Source organism: Chitinophagales bacterium (assembly GCA_040877935.1).
GTDB lineage: Bacteria > Bacteroidota > Bacteroidia > Chitinophagales > CAIOSU01 > JBBDNB01.
On record JBBDNB010000023.1, the window covers coordinates 1 to 26,090 of the forward strand.

Below are 26,090 nucleotides of genomic sequence, written 5' to 3' on the forward strand. Positions count from 1 at the left end.
AGGGTTGGGCTGTTCGCCCATTAAAGTGGCACGCGAGCTGGGTTCAGAACGTCGCAAGACAGTTCGGTCTCTATCTGTTGTGGGCGTTAGAAATTTGAGAGGAGCTGACTCTAGTACGAGAGGACCGAGTTGGACGAACCTCTAGTGTACCTGTTGTGGTGCCAACTGCATCGCAGGGTAGCTATGTTCGGAAGGGATAAGCGCTGAAAGCATCTAAGCACGAAGCCCCCCTCAAGATGAGATTTCTTTTAAGGGTCGTTAAAGACTATGACGTTGATAGGTCACAGGTGTATAGTCAGAGATGACAAAGCCGAGTGATACTAATTACCCGTAGCTTTCATTTTAAAACTTACAGTATGTCTAATATTATTTAAGATTTTGTGGTGACTATAGCAGGAAGGTCCACCTCTGCCCATTCCGAACAGAGAAGTTAAGCTTCCTAGCGCCAATGGTACTGGTTTTCCGGGAGAGTAGGTCGTTGCCACATTAATATTTTAAGGGTCAACTGAATTTAAATTCAGTTGACCTTTTTTATTTCGGTAGTATATATCTGATATTATCGTATTAAGGTTAGGTTTCCTTTTTCCACTATCTTATCTCCATCTTTAGTAGTTGCTGCTATCTTATATACATAAACACCTAAATCCTGTAATTCTCCTTTAAAGAATCCGTCCCAACCAACATTTTCAGTGTTAGAGAAAAATACTCTTTGCCCCCATCGATTAAATATTTCAAATGCATCTATAGACTGGATATTGAGTGTTCTTATTATTCTAAAAATATCATTCAGACCATCATTATTTGGGGTAAAAGCACTTGGGACAACAATAAGGTTTTTTACTTCAACAAATATGAAAGTGGAGTCTGATGCTTTGCAACCATTTTGATCGGTACCTTCCACTGTGTAGAGGGTGGAATTGAATGGGCTTACTTCTATACTTGAGTTATTATTGCTTGTAATACCGGCTTCAGGAGTCCAGGAATATTCGTATGCTCCCTCGGCTGTTATCGATGTAAATTCATCCCTGAAAATACTGTCTTTTGGTGGTCTTGTCACCACTTCAGGCAATGGATTAACTTGAATGTAAAACTCAAAACTATCGCGAAAACAATCGTTTGACATTTTGAGTAATACAGAAGTACTTTCTGTTCCGTTAAAAAAGGTATTGCTTGAATTAGGGTCGTTAAATGCTTCTTCTGACTCCCAGCTAATGTATTTTTCTTCAGGAATATTAAAAAACAAGGTGTCTCCCAGACAGATACTTTTATCGCCAATGTCTTGTGGTTTTTCAATTGGTTTTTGTACTTCAAGGTATATTTGATCTGTGTTTTTACAACCTTTGTCACTGAGCGATTCAAGATTGAGGTATTGGGAACTGTCCGGTGAAATTGTTGGATTGATTTCATTAGGGTCATTAAACAAAATAGCCGGTGACCATGTAAATGAAACGCCTCCACTTGCATGTAGGGTAATGGAATCCCCTAAGCAAACAAAAGTATCAACTCCTGCACTGGTATTTGGTTTGGGAAATACAGTGATAAATGTTGTTGCAGAGCTCGTGCATTCATTTATATCTGTAACAAGCACTGTGTATTCTGTGCTGATTAATGGCTGTGCAATTGGATTCTGAATCCCGGCATCTGAGAGCCCTGTAGCGGGAGACCAGGAATAATCAGTGCCTCCGCTTGCATTCAATACAACTTTATCATCTTCACAAATGGAAGTATCATTACTGATGGAAATGGTTGGAAGAGGGTGTACAGTGAAAGTTCTGAGTAGTGAATCTTTACAACCCGAGTTGCTTTCGGCAATTAGTAAAACAGACTGGTTACCGAGGGAATTATAAGTTTGTGTGGTATTGTTTTGTGTAGAATTTTGCCCATTGCTGAATATCCATTCGTAAGAGCTAATGGAGCCTGAACTTATAGTAGTTGTATTGTTAAAATTAATTGGCTCATCGATACATGTGGGGCTAATTTCAAAATCAGTATTGGGAGTATTTAATACAGTTAATTCTTGTTCTTTTTCATCTCTACAGCCTTTGCTATTTTCAGAGATTAATCTTACAGTATAAGTGCCGTCACTGGAGTATTGATGTGTTGGATTTGGAATATTTGATGTGTTGCCGTCACCAAAATCCCACTCCCAGTTGTTAATTGTTCCATAACTGGATTGGGTTAAATCTTCAAATTCGGCCGCTTCATTTCTACAGATATCCACAAAAGAAAAATCGGTAGTAAATATGGGATAAATTCTAACCACAACATCTGTAGTGTCTGCACAAGGAAATCCCTGATTTACTATTAGCCTGACTATATAAGCCCCTGTATCTGGATAAGTATAAGAGGGTTCGAAATCTGAAGATTGATCCTGAGTGGTTCCAGAAACACCAAAATCCCAGTCGTATGTGGTGCCGTTACTGCTGTTGTTGATGAAATTCACAGTAAAGTCCTGACATTCGTAGACAAAAACTCCCTCTGTACCTAGAGAAGCAACAGGATCATTATCAATAGTGGGAACAGAGGCTTCCACATTTGAAGTGCAATCGGTTACATTAAACTGAAAATCTCTTCTTGTTTCACCTATTAATGTGCCATTCCTATATTCTTTAGCACAAACTCCAACAACATATTGCCCAATGGAAGTTGGAGTACCGGTAAGAATTCCTGTATTAGGATCAATACTAAGTGGTGGTGCAGCTATAAGTGGTGCGGCAGCTGAAAATCCAGCGCTGTATTGAACATTGTTATAAGGAGGTCCCGGAGGACTGGGTCGTGGATCAACTTGGCTGCCCCCATCAATAGGCGCACAAAGTTCATAAACAATATTATCTCCATCCGGATCTGTAGCCGAATGGTCAAAAACCAGCGGATCATTAGCACAGATAGCTATTGGAGGAAATTCGTTGAATCTAGGGCTGCTATTGCAGGTAACTAAATTTGATGGTGGAATATCAATTGAAAATGTAGCCCCCTGATCGCTGGGCTGATTCAAGTTTACAATAGTTTGATTGCGACAACATCTTTGATAGACCAACTTATAGCCGGTATTACTGTTGGGTAGATTGATAATAAACTCGTAGGTACCTTCTTCAACACAAACATCGGGGGGGGCTTGCAGACAAGGATTATTAATTATAGCCGGTATTTTTGTCGTATCGTCCAGAAAAATATATTCGGTGGAAATGTGATTGCTGCCTTCATAAACTCCAATAAAAGCAGGATCGTCAAAATCTGCAACATTCGGCCCTAACGCATTACAATCTTTATAAACATTTAAAGTGAAGCGGTATTGATTGTTCCCCAGGCAATCGTAATAAAAATCCCCCCCCACCAAATGGCTTGCCTTTCCTACCTGAAAAAGGATTAAAACTTGAAATAAAAGCAGGTATATGAAATATTTCATAAATCAAGCATTGTGAAGCTCTGAATGTACTCAACTAATTTAGCGGAATTTTCTATCATAGATAAATGCCCGGTATTTGCAAGTATTTGAACATCAGAAATTGGAGCCAAGTAAGTTTGTGATATACTTTTTTCCAACTCAATTAAGCGGTCATCCTCACCAATAATGAATTGAAGCGGAATAGCACTGTTTGCAAGTGTAAGTCTGTGGTCTTTTCTCATAATCATAGCGAGATTTGATTGAACAATAGTTTCTGTTTTAAGGTCGGAAATGATTTCATTGAATTTGTGCTCATGATCAGATAATCGATTTGCTGGGGCAAAAAGTTTTTTATACAACTCTTTAACAAATAAATGATGCCCGTGTTTTTCAATTAGTCTATTTGCCTTTTTTCTTTCTGCTATTTTTTCAGAATCATCAGCATAGGGGTGAGCGTGAACAATAATCCCTTTTTTTATACTCCGATTTTTTCTTGATAGTAATTCACACAAAACGTATCCGCCCATAGAATGCCCTGCAATACATATATTGCTGTGTGCTTCATTCGAAATGATGGCTTCAATCGCATCGGCAAATAATTCAACTGTAAGGCTTTCATTTGGGAGCGGTGATTTGTCATACCCGGGTAAATCCGGAAGAACTAATGTAAAATTTTCGCTCAATTGAACAAGTGGTTCATTCCATATTCTACTATCTGCACAGAAGCCATGAATTAAATAAAGCAGAGGTCCTTTTCCCAAAATTTTATAAAAAACATCATCTCCATTGTTATAAGTTGTTTTATGTATCATTTGACCGCCTTATTATTCTTATTTTAGCCCGAATAAACTATATACAATGAGGCTTTTACTTTTTGGATTAATTATTTTTATATTTTCAATATTCAGCACAGCTCAAGTCACTACATTTCCTGAAAATGGTGCCCCTGACCAAAGACCTGAATATTATGCGGTGAAAGCATCTAATATACAAATTGCACCCGACAGAAAAGTTGAAGATGCCTGGCTCTTGTTCAGAAAGGGGAAAGTCGAAAAAATTGTAAGCGGTTCAGATTTACCTAAAGCTGCTGTGCAAATTGATCTTGGAGAATATTTTATTTACCCTTCATTTATTGATGCATATAGTAATTATGGTTTGCCAGAGCCTGAAAAGAAAAAAGGGGAATGGAAAGGGCCGCAATTTGTTTCTGAAAAAGACGGTGCTTTCGCCTGGAATGAAGCGCTTAAACCAGAAACAGCAGCAGATGATTTATTTAAATACAAAGGTAAGGAGGCTGAAAAATACAGGAAAGCGGGGTTTGGAACTGCCATCAGTCATGTGCATGATGGAATAGCCCGAGGCACAGGTTCAGCAGTTTTATTGTCAGAAGATCAGGAGCACAATTTAATTTTAAAAGAGAAAGCTGCCGCGTTTTATTCTTTTAGTAAAGGCACGTCTCCCCAAGATTATCCCGGTTCGTTAATGGGGAGTATTGCGCTTTTGCGCCAGACCTATCTCGATGGGCAATGGTATGCCGCGCGAAAGAATGATGAAGTTAATTTATCATTGCGGGCATGGAATGAAAATCTAAAATTGCCTGCTGTGTTTGAGGCAGGTGATGTATTAAATGTTTTGCGAGCAGATAAAGTTGGAGATGAATTTGGTGTTCAATATATCATAAAGGAAGATGGCACAGCCTATCAGAAATTAGACGAAATTAAAGCAAGTGGTGCTTCACTAATTGTTCCGCTTGATTTTCCAGAGCCTTATGATGTTTCAGACCCATTTGATGCAATAAATGTCAGTTTACAGGAAATGAAGCATTGGGAACTGGCTCCTTCAAACGCAAAATTTCTCGATGAAAAAGGAATCCCTTTTGTATTTACTGCTGAAGGATTGAAAGATAAAAATGAGTTTTTGCAAAGGGTTAAAAAGGCTGTAAAAGCAGGTTTGTCAGAAACTGCAGCATTAAAAGCAATGACTACATTGCCTGCCGAGTTGTTTGGAATAGATCAAAAGACAGGTACTTTAGAAACCGGAAAGCTTGCCAATTTTATTGTGACAGATAAGCCACTCTTCCATAAAGATTCCAGGATCATTCAAAATTGGGTAAATGGCAAGCAATACATCATTGAAGAAGCAAATGAAGCAATACAATTTGGCAAATATCAGCTCAATATTGATGAGGATATAGAATATACGCTTAAAATATCAGGCACTCCATTTAAGATAAAAGCAAAATTGCAGATAGATGACAGTACTAAAGCGGATGTAAAAGTAACACTGAGTAAATCGCTTATAAGTCTTGAATTTTCAGATGAGGAGCGCTATCAGTTGAGCGGCTCAATTTCCGGAGAAAAATGGAAGGGAAAAGGGCAATTTGCCAATGGGGAATGGTTTAATTGGGAAGCAGTGAAAACTGACTCACTCAGTAAAGAAGATAAAGAAGAAGAGAAACCGGAAAGCGAAATATTTACTACTGAAAAAATTTATTACCCATTTTTGGCCTATGGTTCCAATGAGCAACCTGAAACAGAAGAATTAATCGTAAAAAATGCTACTGTCTGGACCAATGAGTCCGATGGGATTCTTGAAAATGCTGATGTGTGGATCAAGAAAGGTAAAATCGAAAAAGTTGGAAGCAATTTAGCTGCGAATGGAATAAAAACCATTGATGCCAATGGAAAACATTTAACAAGTGGAATTATTGATGAACACTCGCATATCGCCATCAGTAAAGGTGTAAATGAATGGACACAAGCCAGCTCTGCAGAAGTTAGAATTGGCGATGTAGTCAATTCAGAAGATGTGAATATTTACAGGCAACTGTCTGGCGGGGTGACTGCTGCCCAATTGCTTCACGGATCGGCCAACCCGATTGGTGGGCAATCTGCTTTGATCAAAATGCGCTGGGGCAAAAATCCTGAAGCAATGAAAATAGAGGGAGCCGATGGATTTATAAAATTTGCACTGGGTGAAAATGTAAAACAATCGAACTGGGGCGAAAAAAATACAGTGCGTTTTCCGCAGACGAGGATGGGGGTTGAGCAGGTTTTTGTCGATTATTTTTCGCGGGCAAAAGCTTATGAGCAAAAACAAAAGGAGTATCAAAATTTATCAAATAAAGAAAGGCGAAATACCGAAGCCCCCAGAAAAGACCTCGATTTAGAAGCTGTGTTGGAGGTTGTTAATGGGGAGCGATTTGTGACCTGTCATTCCTATGTGCAATCAGAAATAAATATGCTGATGAAAGTAGCTGAAGATTTTGGTTTCAGGATCAACACATTTACCCATGTGCTGGAAGGCTATAAAATTGCCGATAAGCTGAAAGCCCATGGTGCAGCAGCTTCTACTTTTTCCGATTGGTGGGCCTATAAATATGAAGTAATAGATGCAATTCCGCAAAATGCCAGTATTTTAAATGAACAAGGAGTATTGACATCAATCAATTCTGATGATGCAGAAATGGGACGCAGGTTGAACCAGGAAGCTGCAAAATCAATAAAATACGGAGGAATGAGTAGAGAAGATACCTGGAAAATGATCACCTTGAATCCAGCGAAAATGCTGCATTTAGATCACAGAATGGGCAGCATAAAAGCTGGAAAAGATGCCGATTTGGTATTGTGGTCGGGCGATCCGCTTTCGATATACAGCAAGGTAGAAAAAACAATTATCGATGGCATTTGCTACTATGATTTTGAAACCGATAAAGAAAAACGCGAAGCTATAAAGCAGGAACGTGCCCGTCTTATTCAAAAAATGCTGGATGAAAAGTCCAATGGCAAAAAGACACAAAAGCCGGTTAAAAAAGAAGATAAAATTTATCATTGCCTCAGTATTGATGAGTTTGAAACACATGACCATTGAGCATTGTGAATGAAATTGAAACACTAAGACAAAAACATATGGATAGATTTACAATAATAATTTCAATACTTTTCTTATCATTTATTTGCCAGGCTCAAAGCGGCAGTGTAAATGCCATAGCTTTTAATGGAGGAACAGCGCATCTGGGTAATGGAGAAAAAATTGAAGATGCTCAAATCGTTATTCACAGGGGAAGTATATTGTTTGTAGGCAAAAATGGCAGTTTTGATGTAGAGCGGGAGAACAAACTGAACGATTCTTTTTTTGCAGAAACAATCAACACAGAAGGCAAGCACATTTACCCGGGATTTATAGGACTGAATACAATTGCCGGCTTGAATGAAATTGATGCGCTGCGACAAACCCGTGATTATAATGAGGTGGGTTCGCTCAACCCACATGTTCGATCTTGTATTGCTTATAATACCGATAGTGAAATTCTCCCCACACTTTCCGCTAATGGTATTTTGAGTGTTGAAGCAAGTCCCCGTGGTGGAAGAATTTCAGGCAAATCATCTTTAATGCGTACAAAGGCCTGGAATTGGGAAGATGCTTTGATAGCAGAAGATATAGGCATTCATATGAACTGGCCAAATCAGTTCAATCAAAAAGGTTGGTGGGCCAATCCTGGAGGAATTGAAGCCAATGAGAAGTATGATGAACAGGTAAATGAAATTTATAAATATTTTAAGGAAGCCCGGGCCTATGTCCAGTTAAAGCAACCTGAAACTGAAAACCTGAGATTTGAAGCTATGCGTCCGCTTTTCGAGGGTGAACATAAATTGTTTGTACATGTTAATTCGGCACGAACAATTCTTGAAGTATTAGAATTTAAAAAAGAATTTAAATTAAATTTGGTTTTAGTAGAAGCAAAAGAAGCCTGGCGCATCGCTGATCTGATAGCAGAAAGTGCGACCCCCGTTGTTTTGGGCAATCTTCACAGTTTGCCCGAATACAGGTCAGATGATGTGGACCAGGTTTATCGCAATGCAACAATTTTGCAGGATGCCGGAGTGTTTTTTGCACTTTCGCTTGCGGGGAGCTGGGAGGTGAGAAACCTACCATTTATTGCTGGCACTGCGGTGGCCTATGGTTTGGATTATGAATCGGCAATTGCAGCAATAAGTGGAAATGCAGCAAAAATATCTGGTGTGGATAATCTCGGTATTCTTGCACAGGGCAACAGGGCAACTTTGCTAATCAGTAATGGAGATGTACTGGAAATGAAGGAGAGTACTATTGAAATGGCATTTATTGATGGTGAAAAAATTGATTTGGAAAACAGGCATACCGCTTTATCAAAAAAATTCAGGACTAAGTATAAAAAATAACTATGATCATTAAATTAGAATCTGCATTCAAAAAAATAGAGCGGCAACGCAAAAGATTAATAGAAGAACTCAATCAATACAATAAATCACAATTGGATTTCCACCCTAAGGCAGGTTCCTGGAATATGAAGCAGGTTTGTCTGCACTTGATTGTAGCAGAAGAAAATTCATTGGCATATATGCGCAAAAAAATCAATGCGCTGGAGGAATTGGACAATGCCGGTTTATGGTCCAAGTTGCGTTTGGCATTTTTAAATTCTGTGGTTTCTACAAAAATCAAATTCAAGGCCCCAAAAATTGTTCAGCTAAAAGAAGGTGATGCCGATAATTTAGATTATGAGCAACTCAAAGAGCGTTGGGACAAGGTAAGGAGGGAACTGCATAATTTTGCGGATAAATTAGACCACAAGGCTTCTGAAAAGTTGTTGTTCAAACATCCATTTGCCGGCAGGTTTAATATTTATCAGCTTTTTTCATTTGTTGAGAAACATGTACAGCACCATTTTTACCAGATAGATAGAATCAAAAACAGCCCCGGTTTTCCTCAAAAATAGTTTTTGTTTTTTGTTGATATATTTATAAAAATCACTATTTTTAGCCAAACAAAATTTCAAAAAATATGAGAAAATTAGTCCTGTTAATTGGTGTAGTTATATTTTCAGTAGCCAGTATGTTTGCCCAAAAAGTAACGAAAAAGTAGAGGTAGATTACAATGGCAGTTGGTATGAAGCCACAATTTTAAAAGTAGATGAAGCCAAACAGCAATACTACATTACTTACGATGGCTGGGATGATTCCTGGGATGAGTGAGTTGGAATAGAACGCATTAAAGGCTTTGAGGAAAAAGCACCCTTAGGTAAATTCAAAGTAGGAGACCGGGTAGAAGCTGAATACGGCATGATTCCCGAGCCTGCTACAATAATTGAAGTGGGCGAAAACAAGTACCATGTTGAGTATGACAATAAATTGTTTAAAACAAAATGGGTGGTAGAATCAAAGATTAAGAAGTTGTAAAGCCACTGAAGTTTAGATTTAAAAGCCGGTTCATTGATTTGGGCCGGTTTTTTTGTGGGAAATCAAGTGTCATCTTATAGAAAAAAGGGGATTACTCAATAGACTGAGTAAATTTACTCAATCCATTGAGTAAAATTAAATAAGCAGATAGAAGCCAATTATACCAAAGCTTTCAAAAACAATAGTTAGGTAAATTCTCAAATCTGGCGTGTATTTGTAGCTGGGCGAATACGCATCTATATGGAACAAATCAACCCATCTTAGGTATTATCATTTTTGATCAATGGAATTAAAAAGGGAATTTCTTTATTTTAGTTCTAAAGTCTGCTAAAATGGATCTGCAATCAAGAAAAATAGAATTTGTACAGGAGTTTTTAAAGCTTGAAAATGAAGCACTGGTTTCACATTTTGAGCAATTGCTACGGAACATAAAAAAAGAAAGCACAACAGAGGAAGTAAAAGCCTTAAGCGTTGAAGAACTTAACAAAAGAATAAAGCAGTCTGAATTGGATTTTGAAGAAGGAAAATTTAAATCCAGCACCGAACTCTTATCGAAGTACAAACAATGAGCTGGAAAGTAATTTGGTCAAACTTTGATACCCGGCAGAATCCCACTAAAATTTCGAGAGAAAAGTGATTTGAAAATCAAAAATAAATTTACTCCGAAAACTTAAACTATGATGTATAGCGGTCAGACAGATTTTCTAATAGACTGTAAACCATGTCCAATAATATTCATAGCTTTAAAAAGTGAGCTGTCAGACCGCTGGGGTCAAAAACCAATCTTCAAAGCAAAACACTTCTAATTTCCCTGCACTTCCTCATAAGCATTTTGCAGAAAATCCACCAGCTCTTTTACATAATGTGATAAGAAATGGAAGCGGATGCGCCCAAAAGCGCACAATGATCTTTATTTCATTCCAGCTATTTATTTTGTCTTAATTAATTGTTATTTTTAACAACTTATTAAGATAAATGAAGTATCTCACTTTTGAAAAAGCGATGCAGACCTTTCCTGTATTTTCAATAAAGGATATTGAAAAACAATTTCCCGGTTTTGACCGCAGGCGCCTGGTAGAATGGCAGGAAAAAGGCTATTTGACTAAGATCAGAAGAGGTTTTTACTACCTGAGTGTTAAAAGGAAAGACCAGGATTTGCTCTACTTTGCCGCCAATAAAATCTATTCTCCTTCCTATATATCGCTGGAAAGCGGCTTGGCATTTTATGGGTTAATTCCGGAAGCTGTATTTAGTACTATTTCCGTATCTACAAGAAACACGGCAAGTTTTGATACTCCTGTTGGACATTTTAAATACAGGCATATTAAACCAACTTTATTCTTTGGATACAAGCTGATCAAAACGGAGGGTGTTGCCCCAAAAATTGCAGAAGCCGAAAAGGTAATCCTGGACTATTTATACCTGAACAAGGTCAATTCCTTTGATGAAATGGAGGCGCTTCGATGGAATAAAGCGCAAATTATTGAGATCATTGATTTTCAAAAGCTCAACCGGTATTTGAAAGTATTTGATTCACTTGTGCTGAACAAAAGAATAAATCTGTTCAAAAAAATAATGCATGCTTAGTTTAGAAGAAATAAAACCGTACTACCCTCAAAAACTGCAGCAATTCGATCGCTTTATTTTGCGGGAATACCTGCAATATAAAATTCTGGAGATCATATTTGATAGTCCTTTTGCGAGTAAATTGTCTTTTTTAGGCGGCACCTGCTTACGCATTGTGCATGGAAACAAGCGCTTTTCTGAAGACCTGGATTTCGACAATTTCAATCTTTCCATGAAAGATTTTAAAGAGATTACAGCTATCGTTCAAAAAGAATTGGAACAACTTGGCTATGGTGTAGAAATGCGCAATATAGAAAAAGGAGCTTATCATTGCTACATCCGTTTTCCGGGAATACTGTATGCCGAAGGCCTGAGCAATCACCGGGAAGAGAAAATATTGATTCAGCTTGATACAGAGCCGCATCATTACAAATACCAACCCGAACAACCAATGCTCAATAAGTTTGATGTATTTACCCAAATCAATGCAACACCTGTAAATATTTTGCTGGCTCAAAAGTTTTATGCCGTTATCAACCGAAAAAGAAACAAAGGAAGGGACTTCTTTGACATTGTCTTTTTACTGGGACTTGGTGCTACCTCTGATTACGAATACCTTTCAGCTAAATTAGAAATTGACAATGCAGATGCTTTGCGACAAAGAATTTTAGACAAATGTGCACAAATTGACATGAAAGCAATGGCTTCGGATGTTGAGCCCTTTTTATTTGAACCTAAAGATGAAAAGAAAGTGCTTTTGTTTCCTGAATATATGGAGCAGGTTAAGCTGTAAAAGATGCATACATCTCCATCCCAACTACTAAAGAATAAATAAAAAAAGCCCAGCTCATCACGAATTGGGCTTTGTTATTTAGAAAGGAAATGGAGTGTTAACCCTGCACCTCTTCATAAGCATTTTGCAGAAAATCCACCAGCTCTTCTACATAATTGGAAGAAAAATCGAAGCGGATGCCCGCTCTTTCATAAATCTCTCCAATGCTTTTGGTGTAGCCAAGTTTTAGCGCTTCGTTGTAATTGTCCAGTGCTTGTTGCTCGTTTTCTTCAAACTGTCGCCACATGGCTACTGCACCCAATTGCGCCATGCCGTATTCAATGTAATAGAAAGGCACTTCAAAAATATGCAACTGCTTTTTCCAGTTGTGTCTCTTTTCGTATTCCAACCCAGAGTAATCCAGGGTGCCGGGCGTAAACTCATCAAAAATTTCCACCCAGGCATTGTTGCGTTCCTCGGCAGTGTGCCCTTTGTGGGTGTATATCCAATGCTGGAATTTATCAATAGTAGCCACCCAGGGTAGGATTTTAATAATGCCTTTTAGTTGGTTGAGTTTTGAAAGTTTCAGCGCTTCTTCATCGTCATAGAAAGCATCCCAGTGTTTCATGCTGAAAAGTTCCATCGACATGGAAGCCAGCTCGGCCACTTCAGAAGGAAATGATTTAAAACCGTTAAGCTCCAGCGGATGGCTCAAAAAACTGTGCACTGCATGACCTGCTTCATGCACCATTGTTTTTACATCGCGATCTGTTCCGGCAGCATTCATAAAAATAAAAGGCACGCCAATTTCGGGCATTCCCATATTGTAGCCACCGGGTGCTTTGCCTTTTCGCGAATCAAGGTCGAGATGTCCCATCTTGTTCATGATCACCAGCTTTTCCCCATAAAAAGGAGCAATTTGGTTTAGGCAACTTATACTTTTACCGATCAATTCATCGGAGTCCTCAAATGGTTCTAATTGTGGTTTTCCGGGTGCATTGGCTTCCAAATCCCAGGGACGAAGTTTCTCCAGTCCGAGTTCGCTGCTTTGCTCTTCCAAAAGCTTTTTATATAGCGGCACTACATGCTCACGAATGGCCTTGTGAAAAGCATAACAATCTTCCGGGGTATAATCAAAGCGTCCCATAGAACGAAACTTATAGTCTCTGAAATTGTCAAAACCTGCATTTTCGGCAATTTTTTGACGCAACTCCAATTGTTCATCAAACAGTTTGTCAAGCTTTTCTACATCCTGGTTTCTTCTTTCCTGAATCAGTTTGTAGGCTTTTTCCCTAACAGCACGGTCTTCATTCTTTAGCAATTTGGCGGCTTGTTGCATGGTGAGTTCCTTGCCTCCCCATTCAATGGACATTGCACCCGTTATTCGGGAATATTCATTGCCCTTCAATGTCAATTCCTTCATCAGCGGAATATTTTCATCGCGGTGGAGTTCTGTCTGGTTTTTTATCTCACGCAGGAATATTCTATATTTTTCCTCGTCTAATTCTTTGGTAAAAGGATTGTTGAGCAATTTTTTGTTCAGTCGGAAATTGGCTTTTTTCAATTCCGGTTCAACTTCTTTCTGAAAATATTCCAGGGATTCCCTGGCTTCTGTATCATCGGTATTGCAGGTCATCTTCACGTAGCGCCAGCGCATGTCTTCGCCAATCACGCTTTCAAGTTCGCTGAAGTCTTTGAGCCATTGTTCCAATTCAGAAACTGAATTTATTTCACGGTTCTCCAACTTTTCAAACCAATTGCTCAATTGTTCCCATGATTGTACTTTGAAATCCTGGGGGAGGAAATTTCTTTTGGGTTTTTTGGGGATTTGCACGATTGCTGTTTCTGACATAGCTTATTTCTATTTTTTCACTTTTGATTTAGTAGCTGGTTTTTTTGCTGCTGTGGATTTTGGCTTAGCAGTTTCTTTTTTGCTACCAGCTTTTTTTGGGGGTGTTTTTTTCGCCTCTTTCTTTGGAGCTTCTTTTTCTTCTTTAGGGGTATCAGTTTTAACTACCAGGCCTTCTTTGTCCAAAATTTCAAACCATTTCACCAGCTTTTTGATATCGCTGACATATACCCGATCTTCATCATAATCCGGTACTATTGATCTAAAATAGCTTTTCAGTTCTTCCGGCTTGGATTTTTTTGCATCGGGAATGGGATTGCTTTCTTTTAATTCTTTCATTTTCAGAAAAATATCTGCCAGTTCTTCATTGTCGGTTTGGGTATAAACCGTAATTCCTTCCAACGGAGTGAATACGTGTTTTCTGCTCGAAAGGAATTTTGATTTGTCTTCATCAAATCCCTGTACAATTAATCCATCGGATCTGTTGGCCTGGATTTTAAACAGTCCGCCCAAACCACTTACAGCTACTATTTCTTTTAAATTCATATTCTTGATTTGAAGCACAAAAGTACGAATAATTGATGGATTCTCATTTATTGATGGAAAATCTGTGATGTTGTATGTTTGCTTGAAATTTGCAGGAAAAACCATACAATCAAAACGCGCGAGACACGCACTCAAACATAGTGGATTTGCCATCACTATATACGTGGGAATTAATTAAATTCCAACTAACAAACAGTGCTTAGAAGAATTGGTTTATTTGCATTAATGTGTTTTTTCTTTGAGGGATTAGTTTTCCGATATACGTAAGAAAACCTTAAAAATAACGTGAATTTTGTGGGTCAATCAGCAAAATTAGCGTGAATTTTGCGGGTTAGTCAGTAAAATTTCGGTTTTATCGCATTAAAGCATCAACACAAATCACCTCAAAATCAAAACTAATGCCTTAAGCTCTTTATTAACTCAACAACTCTTTTATTCGTTTAAACCCTTCTGCTTTGCTAATTTTATAGTTTATGGATTTTAAGTTAGTTTCTTCATATAAACCCACAGGCGATCAGCCCAATGCAATCAGTCAACTGGTAGAGGCGATGAGCTCAGGCGATAAGGCGCAAACCCTGCTTGGTGTTACTGGTTCCGGTAAAACTTTCACCGTAGCGAATGTAATACAGGAAGTACAAAAACCCACGCTGGTACTGAGTCATAACAAGACTCTTGTTGCGCAGCTTTACGGAGAACTGAAACAATTTTTTCCCGACAATGCTGTTGAATATTTTGTTTCCTATTATGATTATTACCAGCCTGAGGCCTATATTGCCAGCAGAGACACATATATTGAAAAGGACCTTTCTATCAATGCTGAGGTAGAAAAATTGCGCCTGAAAACCACTTCCAGTTTACTATCCGGTCGAAGAGACATTATTGTTGTGGCTTCGGTTTCCTGCATTTACGGCATGGGCAATCCTGTAGAATATAAAGACCGAGTAATAAGGCTTTCCAGGGGCGATACAATCAGCAGAAATGCATTGCTCTATCAATTGGTGGATGGGCTGTACTCAAGAAGTGAGGGAGAGTTTAATCGGGGCAATTTCAGGGTAAAAGGTGATATTGTAGATATCTTTTTGCCTTATGCAGATTATGCTTATCGGCTGATATTTTTTGGTGATGAAATTGAAGAAATAGAACAATTTGATCCGGAGACCGGAGATACCATGCAGGAAATGGATGATATCGCTATTTTTCCAGCCAATCTTTATATCGGGCCAAAGGACAGAATGGGGCAGGTTTTGGATGAGATTATGCTGGAAAAGCAGGCACAAGTGGATTATTTCAGGGATATAGGAAAACCGCTGGAGGCCAAACGACTGGAAGAAAGGGTGAATTTTGATGTGGAAATGATCAAAGAGCTGGGCTATTGTTCAGGCATTGAAAATTATTCACGTTTTTTAGATCAAAGACATAGAGGCGATCGTCCCTTTTGTTTGCTGGATTATTTCCCGGATGATTATTTGATGGTTGTAGATGAAAGCCATGTAACGATTCCACAGATTGGTGCTATGTACGGGGGAGACCGGGCCAGAAAGATGAACCTGGTAGAATACGGTTTCAGATTGCCTTCTGCGCTGGACAACCGACCCTTGAATTTTGAGGAATTTGAGACGATGATCAATCAGGTGATTTATGTGAGTGCAACACCTGCCGACTATGAATTGAATGACTCCGGAGGTGTAATTGTTGAACAGGTGGTTCGTCCCACAGGTTTGCTTGATCCTCCAATTGAAGTTCGTCCGAGTTTGAATCAAATTGATGACCTGCTGGATGAAATTGATGAAACCATTAAAAAAGGTTTTCGCGTATTGACTACTACTTTGACCAAACGCATGGCAGAAGAGCTGACAAAATACCTCAGCAATATTAGGGTCAAAACACGATACATCCACTCAGAGGTAGATACCATGGAGCGTGTGGAAATATTGCGCGATTTGCGTTTGGGTGTTTTTGATGTATTGGTTGGCGTGAATTTACTCAGGGAAGGATTGGATTTACCTGAAGTGGCCCTGGTTGCAATTCTCGATGCCGATAAGGAAGGATTTTTGAGATCTGAACGTTCATTAACCCAGATTGCCGGACGTGCTGCAAGAAACTCTGAAGGGAAGGTAATTATGTATGCCGACAGAATTACAAAATCAATGCAACGCACTATCGATGAGACAAACAGGCGCAGGGAAAAACAATTGAAATACAATGAAGAACACAATATTACTCCAATAACAGTGAGTAAAACCCGAGAGGAGATTTACAAACAATCGGCTATTTTAGATATTAGAAAACAAAAAGATGAGGGCTATGCGGTTCCTGAAACAGATCACCCCAATATAGCAGCAGATCCTGTGGTTCAGTATATGAATGAGGAAAAGTTGAAAAAACTAATTGAAAATACACGTAAAAAAATGCTCAAGGCCTCTAAAAAAATGGAATTTCTCGAAGCAGCCCAGTTGCGGGATGAGATGTATCAGTTGCAATTACTTTACAAAGAAAAATTCGAAACAAATGAAGCATAAATTTCTAATGACTGTTGCCATAGTTATGGCACTGTTTAGCTTTACGCCATTGGCTGCACAGGATTTTGAATACAAAACCCAAAGAGTTACCATTCCCAAAGGAACGGCAGTTCAGCCCAAATTGATCAAAAAGGATTTTCAGCCCAAGCTGGAAGAAGTCGCTCCTCCTCCGGGGGGAAAAGCTCTGCAGCAATGGCTGATTGAGCAGAAAAAATTGATCCCACAGCAAGAGCGGAAAAAGAACAATAATTCAAAGAAAAACAGTGAAGGACGCAGCAGTGGAAATGTGGCACAACCTATTTTGCATTTTTCAGCAGAAGGAAATTTTGAAAATTTTGGAATCCCTTGCGACAATGACATTGCCATTTCCAATAATGGGATTTTACTTTCTGTGATCAATTCCAATATTATGGCCTATGATTCGGAAGATGATACTTTGCTTTTTTCGGTTTCATTGGAAGCATTTGCCGATACGCTTGGGCTTACCGCAAATATGTACGACCCCAAAGCCATTTACGATCCCCTTGAAGATCGTTTTATTATGGTTTGGCTTAGCGGCACCACCGACAGCACCAGCAATATTGTGGTGGCCTTTTCTACAGATGCTGATCCGCGCGAGCCCTGGCATTTATATGCATTGCCAGGTGATCCGGTTCAGGATGGCACCTGGTCTGATTTTCCTTCCGTAGCCATTACTGAAAATGAGTTGTTTATCAGTATCAATGCACTAATTAATGATACATTTTCCACTAGTCAAATTGACAGATGGAAATTTCTTTTTAAAGAAACCGGGCTTTGGCAAATCAACAAAGCAAGTGGCTACACAGGTCAAAATTTAGACTCTCGCTACTGGAATGATTTTTATTTCGACAACAAGGCCATCAGAAATCTTTACCCGGTAAAAGGCGGTGTTGAAATCAAAGGACCTGATATTTTCTTTTTGTCCAATCGCAGTTTTGAGTTGGAGAATGACACGATTTACCTGGCTTATCTCAATGCGGAATTGGACAACCCCGGAGTTTCACTAAGTTTGGAAGTGCTCAAAGCCAATCCGGCTTATGGTTTGCCACCCGATGCAGTGCAGTACAACGGCCGATTTTTACAAACTAATGATGCACGGGTTTTAGGGGGATTTATGGAAAATGGGAAAATCCATTATGTGCAAAACACAGTGCATCCTGATTCCGGAACCGCAACAGTTTATCACGGAATCGTTCATGACATTTACAGCAATAACCCCACCATTGAAGGGCATATTTTCAAGGAAGGCAGCATGGAATTTGGCTATCCCAATATCAGTTTTACGGGTTTGAATACATATGATGAACAGGCAATAATCAGTTTCAATCATGTTTCAAGGGACACTTTTGCCGGATTCTCTGCTTTGTTTTACAAAGCCGGTGTTGGCTATTCTGATCGCCTGAGTATAAAAACGGGTAGCGGAAGTATTGGTGCTCTTTCTGATACCTATTCTCGTTGGGGAGACTATACCGGTTCTCAGCGAAAATTCGATGAACCCGGGAAAGTATGGCTTGCAGGCTATTATGCACTGAGTGGTGCTTTGGGAGGGAGAAATCGCGCCTGGATTGCCGGTGTACAAAGTCCCGATTCCTCATTCAATGTTGGGGTAAATGAAGCGATTGAAAACAAACCCTTTGTAAAGGTATTTCCCAATCCTGTAAGTGAGCGATTCAATGTTGAGTTTGAACTCAATAAATCACAAAAAATACAAATTGCGCTGTTTGATATTCAGGGAAAATTGATGCACATTTTCTGGGAAGATGGGGTGAAACAGGGCAAACACAATTTTTCTTTTTCCTTAAGAGACCTGTCATCAGGTCAATACATTATTCAGGCAAAGGGCTCAGATGGGCGACAAATATTTTCCGAAAAGATCATTCATTACTAAGTGCTGATGGATTTCAGCTGGTCAATATGGCTTATTCCTTTTATCGCTGCTCTGGTAGGATGGGGAACCAATTGGCTGGCATTGAAAATGACTTTTTATCCCTTGGAATTCAAAGGTTGGTGGATTTTTGGCTGGCAGGGTGTCATTCCTTCACAGGCGCCTAAACTGGCGCATAATGTGATGCAGTTGATTACCGAAAAACTCATGGATCTCGAAGCCATTTTTTCTCAATTGGATCCGAAACAGATTGCCCGGGAAATGGAACCACAGCTTGATGAACTGGCACGGAATACAGTTGACCAGGCTATGGACAAGCAGATGCCGATCATATGGACAATGATTTCGCAGAAGAAAAAAGAAGAAATTTACGCGAATGCCCGCAGGCAATTTCCCGGAATGATTGAGTCGCTTTTTGCCCAACTCAGAAAAAACATTCACCAGATACTGGACATTGAAAAAATGCTGAAAGAGGAATTATTAAGAGATAAGACCTTGCTCAACAGGGTATTTCTAACTTGTGGAGCAAAGGAGTTGAAATTCATAGAACGCTCCGGTATTTATTTTGGCTTTTTGTTTGGCTGCATTCAAATGTTGATCTGGAATCAATTTGATCATTGGTGGATATTGCCATTGGGTGGCTTGATTGTTGGTTTTGCGACCAACTGGCTGGCTTTAAAACTGATTTTTCGCCCGCTGAAACCCTACAAGTTCGGGCCATTTGTTTTGCAGGGCATGTTTATCAAAAGACAGCCCGAGGTTTCTGAAGTTTATTCTGAGATTTTTGCAAAGGAAATATTAACTCCTGGAAATATTTTCGATCACGTCTTAAAAAACCAGGGAGCAGATCGCTTGATTGCAATTACACAGCAACATTTAAAGGAAGGCTTTGACGAAATAGCCGGTACTACCGATCGCATAGTTTTAAAGCTTGTTGCCGGTACCGAAAAATATGCCAGTGTGCGAAATATGGTGGTTTCAGAATTTATTGAGGTATTGCCCTTGTCGGTAAAAGATATGTTGGAAAGGGATCTGATCAGTATTGATATCCAAAGTAATCTGGAGCTAAACATGAAAGCATTGACAGCTGTGGAATTTGAAGGTGCCCTGCATCCTATTTTCCAGGAAGAGGAGTGGCTGTTGATTTTAATTGGGGCAATGCTAGGGCTTGGCGCTGGTTTTTTGCAGTTGGTTTTTTTGGTGTAAATAATCATTTAAAAATATGCTCAACTTTTTATACCAACATTTCCACACCATTGTTTACATCTGGATTGGCCTGGCTATAATCGTATTTCCTATAGCCCTAAAAGTAACCGCTCCCTATGGACGGCACACAAAGAAGATCAGTCTGATGTTGCCCGCCAAATGGGGCTGGGTTTTGATGGAGCTGCCTTCCCCTTTGATCTTTAGTTATTTTGTGTTTACGGGAGAAAACTCCCTTTTTTCAGTAGTGGGCGTTTTCTTTTTGTTGTTCAATTTACATTATGTCCACCGCACCTTCATTTGGCCATTTATGATGCGCGGCAAGGGAAAGGAAATGCCATTGTTGATAGCCATATCTGCATTGGGATTCAATATTATGAATGGAACTGTAAACGGATATTTTCTGGGCTATTTGGCAGAATATTCCCAGGCCTGGATTACAGATCCGAGATTTCTGATCGGGTTGGGCTTGTTTCTTTTGGGCGCATTTATCAATATTTGGCACGATTACCATCTGATCTCACTTCGCAAGGATGGCAGCACCGGGTATAAAATCCCAAATGGCGGACTTTTTCGCTATGTTTCTTCTCCCAATTTATTTGGCGAAATAATAGAATGGACAGGCTGGGCATTGATGACCTGGAGCATGCCCACGCTTTCCTTTGCCATTTGGACTTGGGCAAACCTTTTGCCCCGAGCACTCGACCATCACCGCTGGTATAATTCCTATTTTAAGGAATATCCAAAAGAACGGAAGGCAGTGATTCCTTTTGTACTATAATACCACTTTAACCCAAAAGGTCAGACGGCATTATGCAGCTATTTATAGCCGTCAGACCTTTATTCGCTGGTTGACTTGACACAAGCTTAGCTTTTAGAAGGCTTGGAATTATTGGAATACGGAGCTTTAGGTTCTTTCAAAACAGCTTGTTTTTCCCTATTGTAAAATTCTTTTCCTACCTGATCAATATGTTTCAAAAGATCGGGATTGTCAATTTGGTGTAAAGTTGACAGATCGATTTTCCAGGGCAAAAGCAGATATTCAAGTTTGGTTTCAAGCCAAAGCAATTCTGAAGACGAAAGATTGCCTTTGATTAGCAATTACGAAGCAGCTCTTTCTGATTTCGATTCCAAAAGTAATTTCATGGATTTGTAATCCATTTCAAAAACCGTAGTATGAAAACTCAATGGAAATTTGTCCCACACCCACAGGTTCTTACCTTCTATTTCTTCTGCCAAAATTAAAGCCCAGTCCAAAAGAACCATTGATCTCGCTCATGGAAACTGCTTCAGGCGCATCGGACATGTGCCGGCCATACATATAGCGCACTACCGCAAAGAAATGGATCACTTTTCCCACATAAAGGTTTACACCCGCTATTGGGCTGATCAACGGACTTATGGCCATGTCGGAAGTGGTATTATTTCCTTCGGGAGAGGTGTAATTCACACTGGAAATTGCTATTCCCGGCTGAATGCCCACAAATGGATCGATGCGTTTATGGGGGAAATGGTACATCGCCCCGAAAAAACTCATAATTTTTTGGTCAAAGATTGCCGGCTTCTGCTGGCTGCCAAGAAAAATATAAGAATCGGCACGAATGGATATCTTATCTTCTACATAGTATTCCAAATCCCCGTGCAAGTAAAAGTTGGTCACTTTCAAGCCCGGCTGGTAAGCGGGAGCCAAAGTTCCCTGCATACGCAAGAGTCCTTTTCCTGCATAAGGTTCCTGTGCAAAAGCAATTCCTGCACAAAGCAATATTACAATTCCTGTCAATAAACTTTTTCGAACTACCATAACTCTGCGATTTTATAATTCAAACTCAATGTAAATAGAAAATGTCCTTCCAAACTATTGCCACCGTGCTGATCTACTTCAAATTCACCCTCGTGAATATGCACATGCAAATCATCCCCCAGGTGAAACATATATTGCCCCACTACACTCAGGTCAAAGCGCTCTGTAAGATTGATGTGTGTTCCCACGCCAGTTTGAATGGCCGCGCTCCAACGGTCGTGTTTTGGTGCACCGGCTTTTAATTCCTTGTAGCTAGTATAATCAAAGCAATGGCCCGTTACCAGGTAAGGCTTAAAAAGCGGTGTGAAATCAGGTTGATCCAAAAAGTAGAACATTACCGACCAACCCACATGCGCATCATTTCGCTGCGCTATATCTCCCACCGATGAAGTGAGGTAATCTGCATACCACTCTGTATTGATCCTGGGATGAAAGAACAATCTGAACTGCGCACCATAACCCAGTCCGGGTGATTCTATATCCATATGATTAAATGCACTGATGGTGCTGCGCATGCCCAGGGAAAACATACCGTTTTGGGGTGTTTTTTTAACGCGCTGTGCTTCGGTTTCAGAAATGAGACCAAAGCAAATAATAAGTAAAAAGAGTGAACGGATCATAGCTTTAATTTTTGGTGTTGCTTCTCTAACGGTCGTTATTTCTCAAATATTACCGATGTAATAATATATTTTTAAGTGCGTTCAAGTAGCTGCTCCCTTCATTGAAGAAATGCTTGATATTTTATAAATAAGGTTTTTAGAAACTTACTTTCAGGTCATTTTACAAAAGGAAGTTTCACAATCTTAGCTGCGATTTGTCTGTTGCGAATAGCAATTTTAATTTCCGTATCCAGTTCGGAAAATTCAGTTTTCACATAACCCAGACCAATTGCTTTGCCCAGAGTAGGAGATTGTGTGCCACTGGTAACTTTTCCTATTTCATTTCCTTCGCTATCCAATATCGGGTAGTCTTTTCGGGGAATACCTCTTTCGGTCATTTCAAAGGCAACAAGCTTACGATTTATCCCTTCGGCCTTTTGCTTTTTCAAGAAATCCTTATCGATAAAATCAGCTTCCTTTTTCAGTTTGGTTATCCAGCCCAGGCCGGCTTCAAGTGGACTGGTAGTATCATCAATATCATTGCCATAAAGACAAAATCCTTTTTCCAGCCGCAGTGTATCTCTGGCTCCAAGACCAATGGGTTTTATGCCAAATTCTTTGCCTGCTTCAAAAACTGCATCCCAAACTTTTTCGGCAGCAGCATTGGGAATATACAATTCAAAACCTCCGGCACCTGTATAGCCCGTTGCTGAGATAATTACATCATCTACTCCGGTAAATTTGCCTACCGTGAAATTATAATAAGGAATGTCGCCCAAATTGATATCGGTTAATTTTTGGAGTGTTTCGGTCGCTTTTGGCCCCTGAACAGCCAGCAAAGTGGTTTCATCCGAGAGGTTTTTCATTTCAACCCCCATATCATTTTGTGAGCTGATCCAGTTCCAGTCTTTTTCAATATTGGAAGCATTTACAACGAGGTAATATTTGTTTTCATCGATCATATAAGTGAGAAAATCATCCACTATTCCACCTTTTCCGTTGGGCAAACAGGAGTATTGTGCTTTTCCAGGTGTCATTTTAGAAGCATCATTGCTGCTGATTTTTTGCAGCAAATCGAGTGCTTTTTCTCCAGTGATTAAAAATTCACCCATGTGGCTGACATCAAAAACACCCACAGCATTGCGTACTGTATTGTGTTCTTCATTAATGCTGCTGTAGATTACGGGCATGGAGTAGCCTGCAAATTCTACCATCTTAGCTCCGAGATCGATGTGTTTTTGGGTGAGTGCTGTCTTTTTCATGGATATTTTTTCTGCTCCCGCAAAACTATCAAATAAAGGACAAAGTTCTACATTTGTAGGATGCAGATAAAAAAGCCCATTTCATTAAAAGCACTGGCCGAAATACTTGATCTCAAATATATAGGTTCGGAAAAACATATGATCACCGGTATCAATGAAATTCACAAAGTAGAGCGAGGTGACCTTACTTTTGTAGATGTAGAAAAATATTACAGCAAGGCGCTCAATTCGGCTGCCACTACGATTTTAATCAATAAAGAAGTAGAATGTCCTGAAGGAAAGGCACTGCTTATTTCCCCCAATCCTTTTAGTGATTACAATCGCCTGGTGCAACATTTCAGTCCTTTTGAGCCTGCATCGCAAATGATAGCTGAAAGTGCTACAATTGGAATGAATACGATTGTCCAGCCCGGTGTTTTTATTGGCAATCATGTGAAAATCGGCAAGAACTGTCTGATTCATGCCAATGTCACGATCAACGACTATTCAGAAATTGGCGACAATGTGATTATTCAGCCCAATACGGTAATCGGTGGTGATGCTTTTTATTACAAAACCCGGAAAGCTGAAAACGGGTATTTTGAAAAGCTGGAATCTTGTGGAAAAGTTGTCATTGAAGATAATGTGGAAATTGGTTCGGGCTGCACCATTGACAGAGGCGTAAGTGGAATAACACGAATCGGAACAGGCTCTAAATTGGACAACATGGTACATATTGCACATGGAGTAGTGCTTGGAAAAAATTGCCTGCTCGCTGCACAGGTGGGTATTGCAGGAAAGACCATAATTGGCGATGAAGCAATAATCTGGGGGCAGGTAGGTATTTCCAAAGATCTGAAAATAGGCAACAAAGTTACTATATTGGCAACCTCTGCGGTGTCAAAAAACCTGGAAGGAGGCAAAACTTATTTTGGTGCTCCTGCGGAAGAGGCAAGAAATGTATGGCGCAGAATGGCTGCACTCAGAAAATTGCCCGATTTGATAGATGAATGGCGCAAACAATAGTTTTTCTCAATAATTCCTTTTATTTTTGCAACACTATTGCATTAATATGGAAAAAGGAAATCGCAAAAACATACTTGATATACTTGGCATATCCACTTCTGTGATTTGCGCTGTGCATTGTATATTACCTCCTGTAATGCTCAGTTACACTGCGTTAGGCACTTTCCCTTTTATAGACAACATCGGATTTGAAATTTTGATTTTAGCTTCAGCAGCAATATTTGCTGCTTGGTCATTGATTCCATCAGTGAAATTGCATCATCAAAAAGGACCTCTGCTGCTTGCTTTTTTCGGCTTTTCACTTATTGCTCTTGCACACCTGAGCCACGGAAATCTAATCGAAATATTCATGTTATTGCTTGGTGGCATAATGCTTTCAGGCGCTCACCTTTGGAACTGGAAACTTAAGAACAGTTTTCAAGCTTGCAGTGTTTCCTCTGCATCTTAACATAGCTTAATACAAGTTATTTATTAATCATTGATTCAATTGACTATTTTTAGGCTATTGATCAATTAATTTTTACATTTCGGCTTTGACCGATAAACATTTTAAACCAAAACAAACAGATTATGAAACGATTAAACATCTTTATGTCAATTGTATTTATTTCAATGACATTTTTTGCTACCGCACAAATCAGTACCCCAAAACCCAGTCCACTTGCTAAAACCTCACAGGCATTCGGATTGAATGAAGTTACGGTAGAGTACTCTCGTCCCGGTGTTAAGGAACGTGTGATTTTCGGTGAATTGGTACCTTATAACGAATTGTGGCGTACAGGAGCAAATGCTGCAACAAAAATTACTTTTGAAGATGATGTAAAGATAAACGGAAATGACCTTGCTGCAGGTGAATATTCCTTGTTTACTGTACCTGCTGAAAATGTATGGAAAGTTTATTTCAACAGAGATGCCAATGCGAGTACAGGCACATTTAATGCTGCTGATAATGCACTTGAAATTGATGTGAAACCTTCAAGTACTTGCGAAAAAGTTGAAAGATTTGCTATTTCATTTAATGACATTACAGATGAAAGCCTTGTAACTCGACTTTCATGGGATAAAACAAAGGTTGAATTTAAAGTTGAGACCGAAGTAGAAGCACTGGTAATGGATGCTATCAAAACAGCAATGGCAGGAGTGAGTTCAAGAACTTATTACGATGCAGCTATGTACTATTACAACAATGACAAAGATTTAAAACAAGCTTTAGAATGGGTAAATAAAGCTGTAGCAATGGAAGAAGAACCCAAGTTCTGGATGCTGCACAATAAAGCTAAAATTCAGGCTGCAATTGGTGATTATAAAGGGGCTATAAAAACTGCAAATCAATCACTTGATCTTGCAAAAGCAGCAGAGTATGGACATTATATCCATTTAAACGAGCAAGCCATAAAAGAGTGGAGTGCTAAAAAATAATGCCCTTAAGCAATTAACTAACACAAATAAAAAAGGCCGCATA

Annotated in this window: 22 protein-coding genes and 2 rRNA genes; 15 read left to right on the plus strand and 9 right to left on the minus strand. The window is 39.4% G+C overall.

What is annotated here, in order from left to right; translation table 11 throughout:
• Both WD048_05620 and rrf read left to right on the plus strand, forming a co-directional pair.
• Positions 1-344 (plus strand): 23S ribosomal RNA (locus WD048_05620); the annotation flags it as partial.
• 35 nt (positions 345-379) lie between these two features.
• Positions 380-487, plus strand: a 5S ribosomal RNA gene (gene rrf, locus WD048_05625).
• A 69-nt stretch (positions 488-556) separates the two neighbouring features.
• On the opposite strand, the gene WD048_05630 is transcribed toward rrf, so the two are convergent.
• Positions 557-3,406, minus strand: a complete 2,850-nt coding sequence (locus tag WD048_05630) for a PKD domain-containing protein (protein MEX0811676.1) — start codon at positions 3,404-3,406, stop codon at positions 557-559.
• Complete coding sequence (locus WD048_05635; GenBank protein ID MEX0811677.1) at positions 3,403-4,197, minus strand: alpha/beta hydrolase; 795 nt, start codon at positions 4,195-4,197, stop codon at positions 3,403-3,405. The genes WD048_05630 and WD048_05635 overlap by 4 nt, the downstream gene beginning before the upstream one ends.
• A 46-nt stretch (positions 4,198-4,243) precedes the next feature.
• On the opposite strand from WD048_05635, the gene WD048_05640 reads away from it, so the two are divergent.
• From WD048_05640 to WD048_05665, 6 genes are all read left to right on the plus strand, one after another.
• Positions 4,244-7,255, plus strand: a complete 3,012-nt coding sequence (locus WD048_05640) for an amidohydrolase family protein (GenBank protein ID MEX0811678.1) — start codon at positions 4,244-4,246, stop codon at positions 7,253-7,255.
• A gap of 38 nt (positions 7,256-7,293) precedes the next feature.
• Positions 7,294-8,586 carry an amidohydrolase gene (locus WD048_05645; GenBank protein MEX0811679.1) on the plus strand — a complete coding sequence of 431 codons (1,293 nt, stop codon included), beginning with the start codon at positions 7,294-7,296 and terminating at the stop codon, positions 8,584-8,586.
• 2 nt (positions 8,587-8,588) lie between these two features.
• Positions 8,589-9,140 carry a DinB family protein gene (locus tag WD048_05650; GenBank protein MEX0811680.1) on the plus strand — a complete coding sequence of 184 codons (552 nt, stop codon included), beginning with the start codon at positions 8,589-8,591 and terminating at the stop codon, positions 9,138-9,140.
• Positions 9,141-9,932: 792 nt separating this feature from the next.
• On the plus strand, positions 9,933-10,169 hold the full coding sequence (locus WD048_05655; protein MEX0811681.1) for a hypothetical protein: 237 nt from the start codon (positions 9,933-9,935) through the stop codon (positions 10,167-10,169).
• Positions 10,170-10,575: 406 nt separating this feature from the next.
• Positions 10,576-11,187, plus strand: coding sequence for a hypothetical protein (locus WD048_05660; GenBank protein ID MEX0811682.1), 612 nt, complete (start codon positions 10,576-10,578; stop codon positions 11,185-11,187).
• Entirely contained in the window at positions 11,180-11,959 is a 780-nt protein-coding gene (locus WD048_05665; GenBank protein MEX0811683.1) for a nucleotidyl transferase AbiEii/AbiGii toxin family protein, read from the plus strand. Before WD048_05660 ends, WD048_05665 begins: the two co-directional genes overlap by 8 nt.
• A gap of 97 nt (positions 11,960-12,056) precedes the next feature.
• On the opposite strand, the gene WD048_05670 is transcribed toward WD048_05665, so the two are convergent.
• Together WD048_05670 and WD048_05675 are read right to left on the minus strand one after the other, a co-directional pair.
• Complete coding sequence (locus WD048_05670; protein MEX0811684.1) at positions 12,057-13,790, minus strand: M3 family oligoendopeptidase; 1,734 nt, start codon at positions 13,788-13,790, stop codon at positions 12,057-12,059.
• 9 nt (positions 13,791-13,799) lie between these two features.
• Complete coding sequence (locus tag WD048_05675) at positions 13,800-14,468, minus strand: DUF5606 domain-containing protein (GenBank protein ID MEX0811685.1); 669 nt, start codon at positions 14,466-14,468, stop codon at positions 13,800-13,802.
• Positions 14,469-14,806: 338 nt separating this feature from the next.
• Between WD048_05675 and uvrB the strand changes: the two genes are divergently transcribed.
• Genes uvrB through WD048_05695 form a run of 4 tightly spaced genes read left to right on the plus strand, consistent with a single transcriptional unit; the run spans position 14,807 to position 20,742 of the window.
• Entirely contained in the window at positions 14,807-16,852 is a 2,046-nt protein-coding gene (gene uvrB, locus WD048_05680; GenBank protein MEX0811686.1) for an excinuclease ABC subunit UvrB, read from the plus strand.
• Positions 16,842-18,761, plus strand: coding sequence for a T9SS type A sorting domain-containing protein (locus WD048_05685; GenBank protein ID MEX0811687.1), 1,920 nt, complete (start codon positions 16,842-16,844; stop codon positions 18,759-18,761). Before uvrB ends, WD048_05685 begins: the two co-directional genes overlap by 11 nt.
• A 6-nt stretch (positions 18,762-18,767) precedes the next feature.
• On the plus strand, positions 18,768-19,964 hold the full coding sequence (locus tag WD048_05690) for a hypothetical protein (GenBank protein ID MEX0811688.1): 1,197 nt from the start codon (positions 18,768-18,770) through the stop codon (positions 19,962-19,964).
• 16 nt (positions 19,965-19,980) lie between these two features.
• Complete coding sequence (locus tag WD048_05695) at positions 19,981-20,742, plus strand: 3-oxo-5-alpha-steroid 4-dehydrogenase (protein ID MEX0811689.1); 762 nt, start codon at positions 19,981-19,983, stop codon at positions 20,740-20,742.
• Positions 20,743-20,828: 86 nt separating this feature from the next.
• Here WD048_05695 and WD048_05700 read toward each other — a convergent pair whose 3' ends face one another.
• The 5 genes from WD048_05700 to gcvT form a co-directional block, all read right to left on the minus strand.
• Entirely contained in the window at positions 20,829-21,062 is a 234-nt protein-coding gene (locus WD048_05700) for a hypothetical protein (protein ID MEX0811690.1), read from the minus strand.
• Positions 21,063-21,200 (minus strand): hypothetical protein, encoded by a 138-nt coding sequence (locus WD048_05705; protein ID MEX0811691.1) that lies wholly within the window; start codon positions 21,198-21,200, stop codon positions 21,063-21,065. It abuts the gene before it with no gap.
• Positions 21,178-21,762, minus strand: a complete 585-nt coding sequence (locus tag WD048_05710; GenBank protein MEX0811692.1) for a hypothetical protein — start codon at positions 21,760-21,762, stop codon at positions 21,178-21,180. Before WD048_05710 ends, WD048_05705 begins: the two co-directional genes overlap by 23 nt.
• Positions 21,756-22,382, minus strand: a complete 627-nt coding sequence (locus WD048_05715; GenBank protein ID MEX0811693.1) for a hypothetical protein — start codon at positions 22,380-22,382, stop codon at positions 21,756-21,758. The genes WD048_05710 and WD048_05715 overlap by 7 nt, the downstream gene beginning before the upstream one ends.
• 155 nt (positions 22,383-22,537) lie before the next feature.
• Complete coding sequence (gcvT, locus tag WD048_05720) at positions 22,538-23,623, minus strand: glycine cleavage system aminomethyltransferase GcvT (protein MEX0811694.1); 1,086 nt, start codon at positions 23,621-23,623, stop codon at positions 22,538-22,540.
• 60 nt (positions 23,624-23,683) lie between these two features.
• Between gcvT and WD048_05725 the strand changes: the two genes are divergently transcribed.
• The 3 genes from WD048_05725 to WD048_05735 all read left to right on the plus strand — a co-directional run bounded on the left by WD048_05725 (position 23,684) and on the right by WD048_05735 (position 26,047).
• Positions 23,684-24,628, plus strand: a complete 945-nt coding sequence (locus tag WD048_05725) for a UDP-3-O-(3-hydroxymyristoyl)glucosamine N-acyltransferase (GenBank protein MEX0811695.1) — start codon at positions 23,684-23,686, stop codon at positions 24,626-24,628.
• 46 nt (positions 24,629-24,674) lie between these two features.
• Complete coding sequence (locus tag WD048_05730; protein ID MEX0811696.1) at positions 24,675-25,076, plus strand: MerC domain-containing protein; 402 nt, start codon at positions 24,675-24,677, stop codon at positions 25,074-25,076.
• 122 nt (positions 25,077-25,198) lie between these two features.
• Complete coding sequence (locus WD048_05735; GenBank protein MEX0811697.1) at positions 25,199-26,047, plus strand: DUF2911 domain-containing protein; 849 nt, start codon at positions 25,199-25,201, stop codon at positions 26,045-26,047.
• The last annotated feature ends 43 nt before the right edge of the window (positions 26,048-26,090 follow it).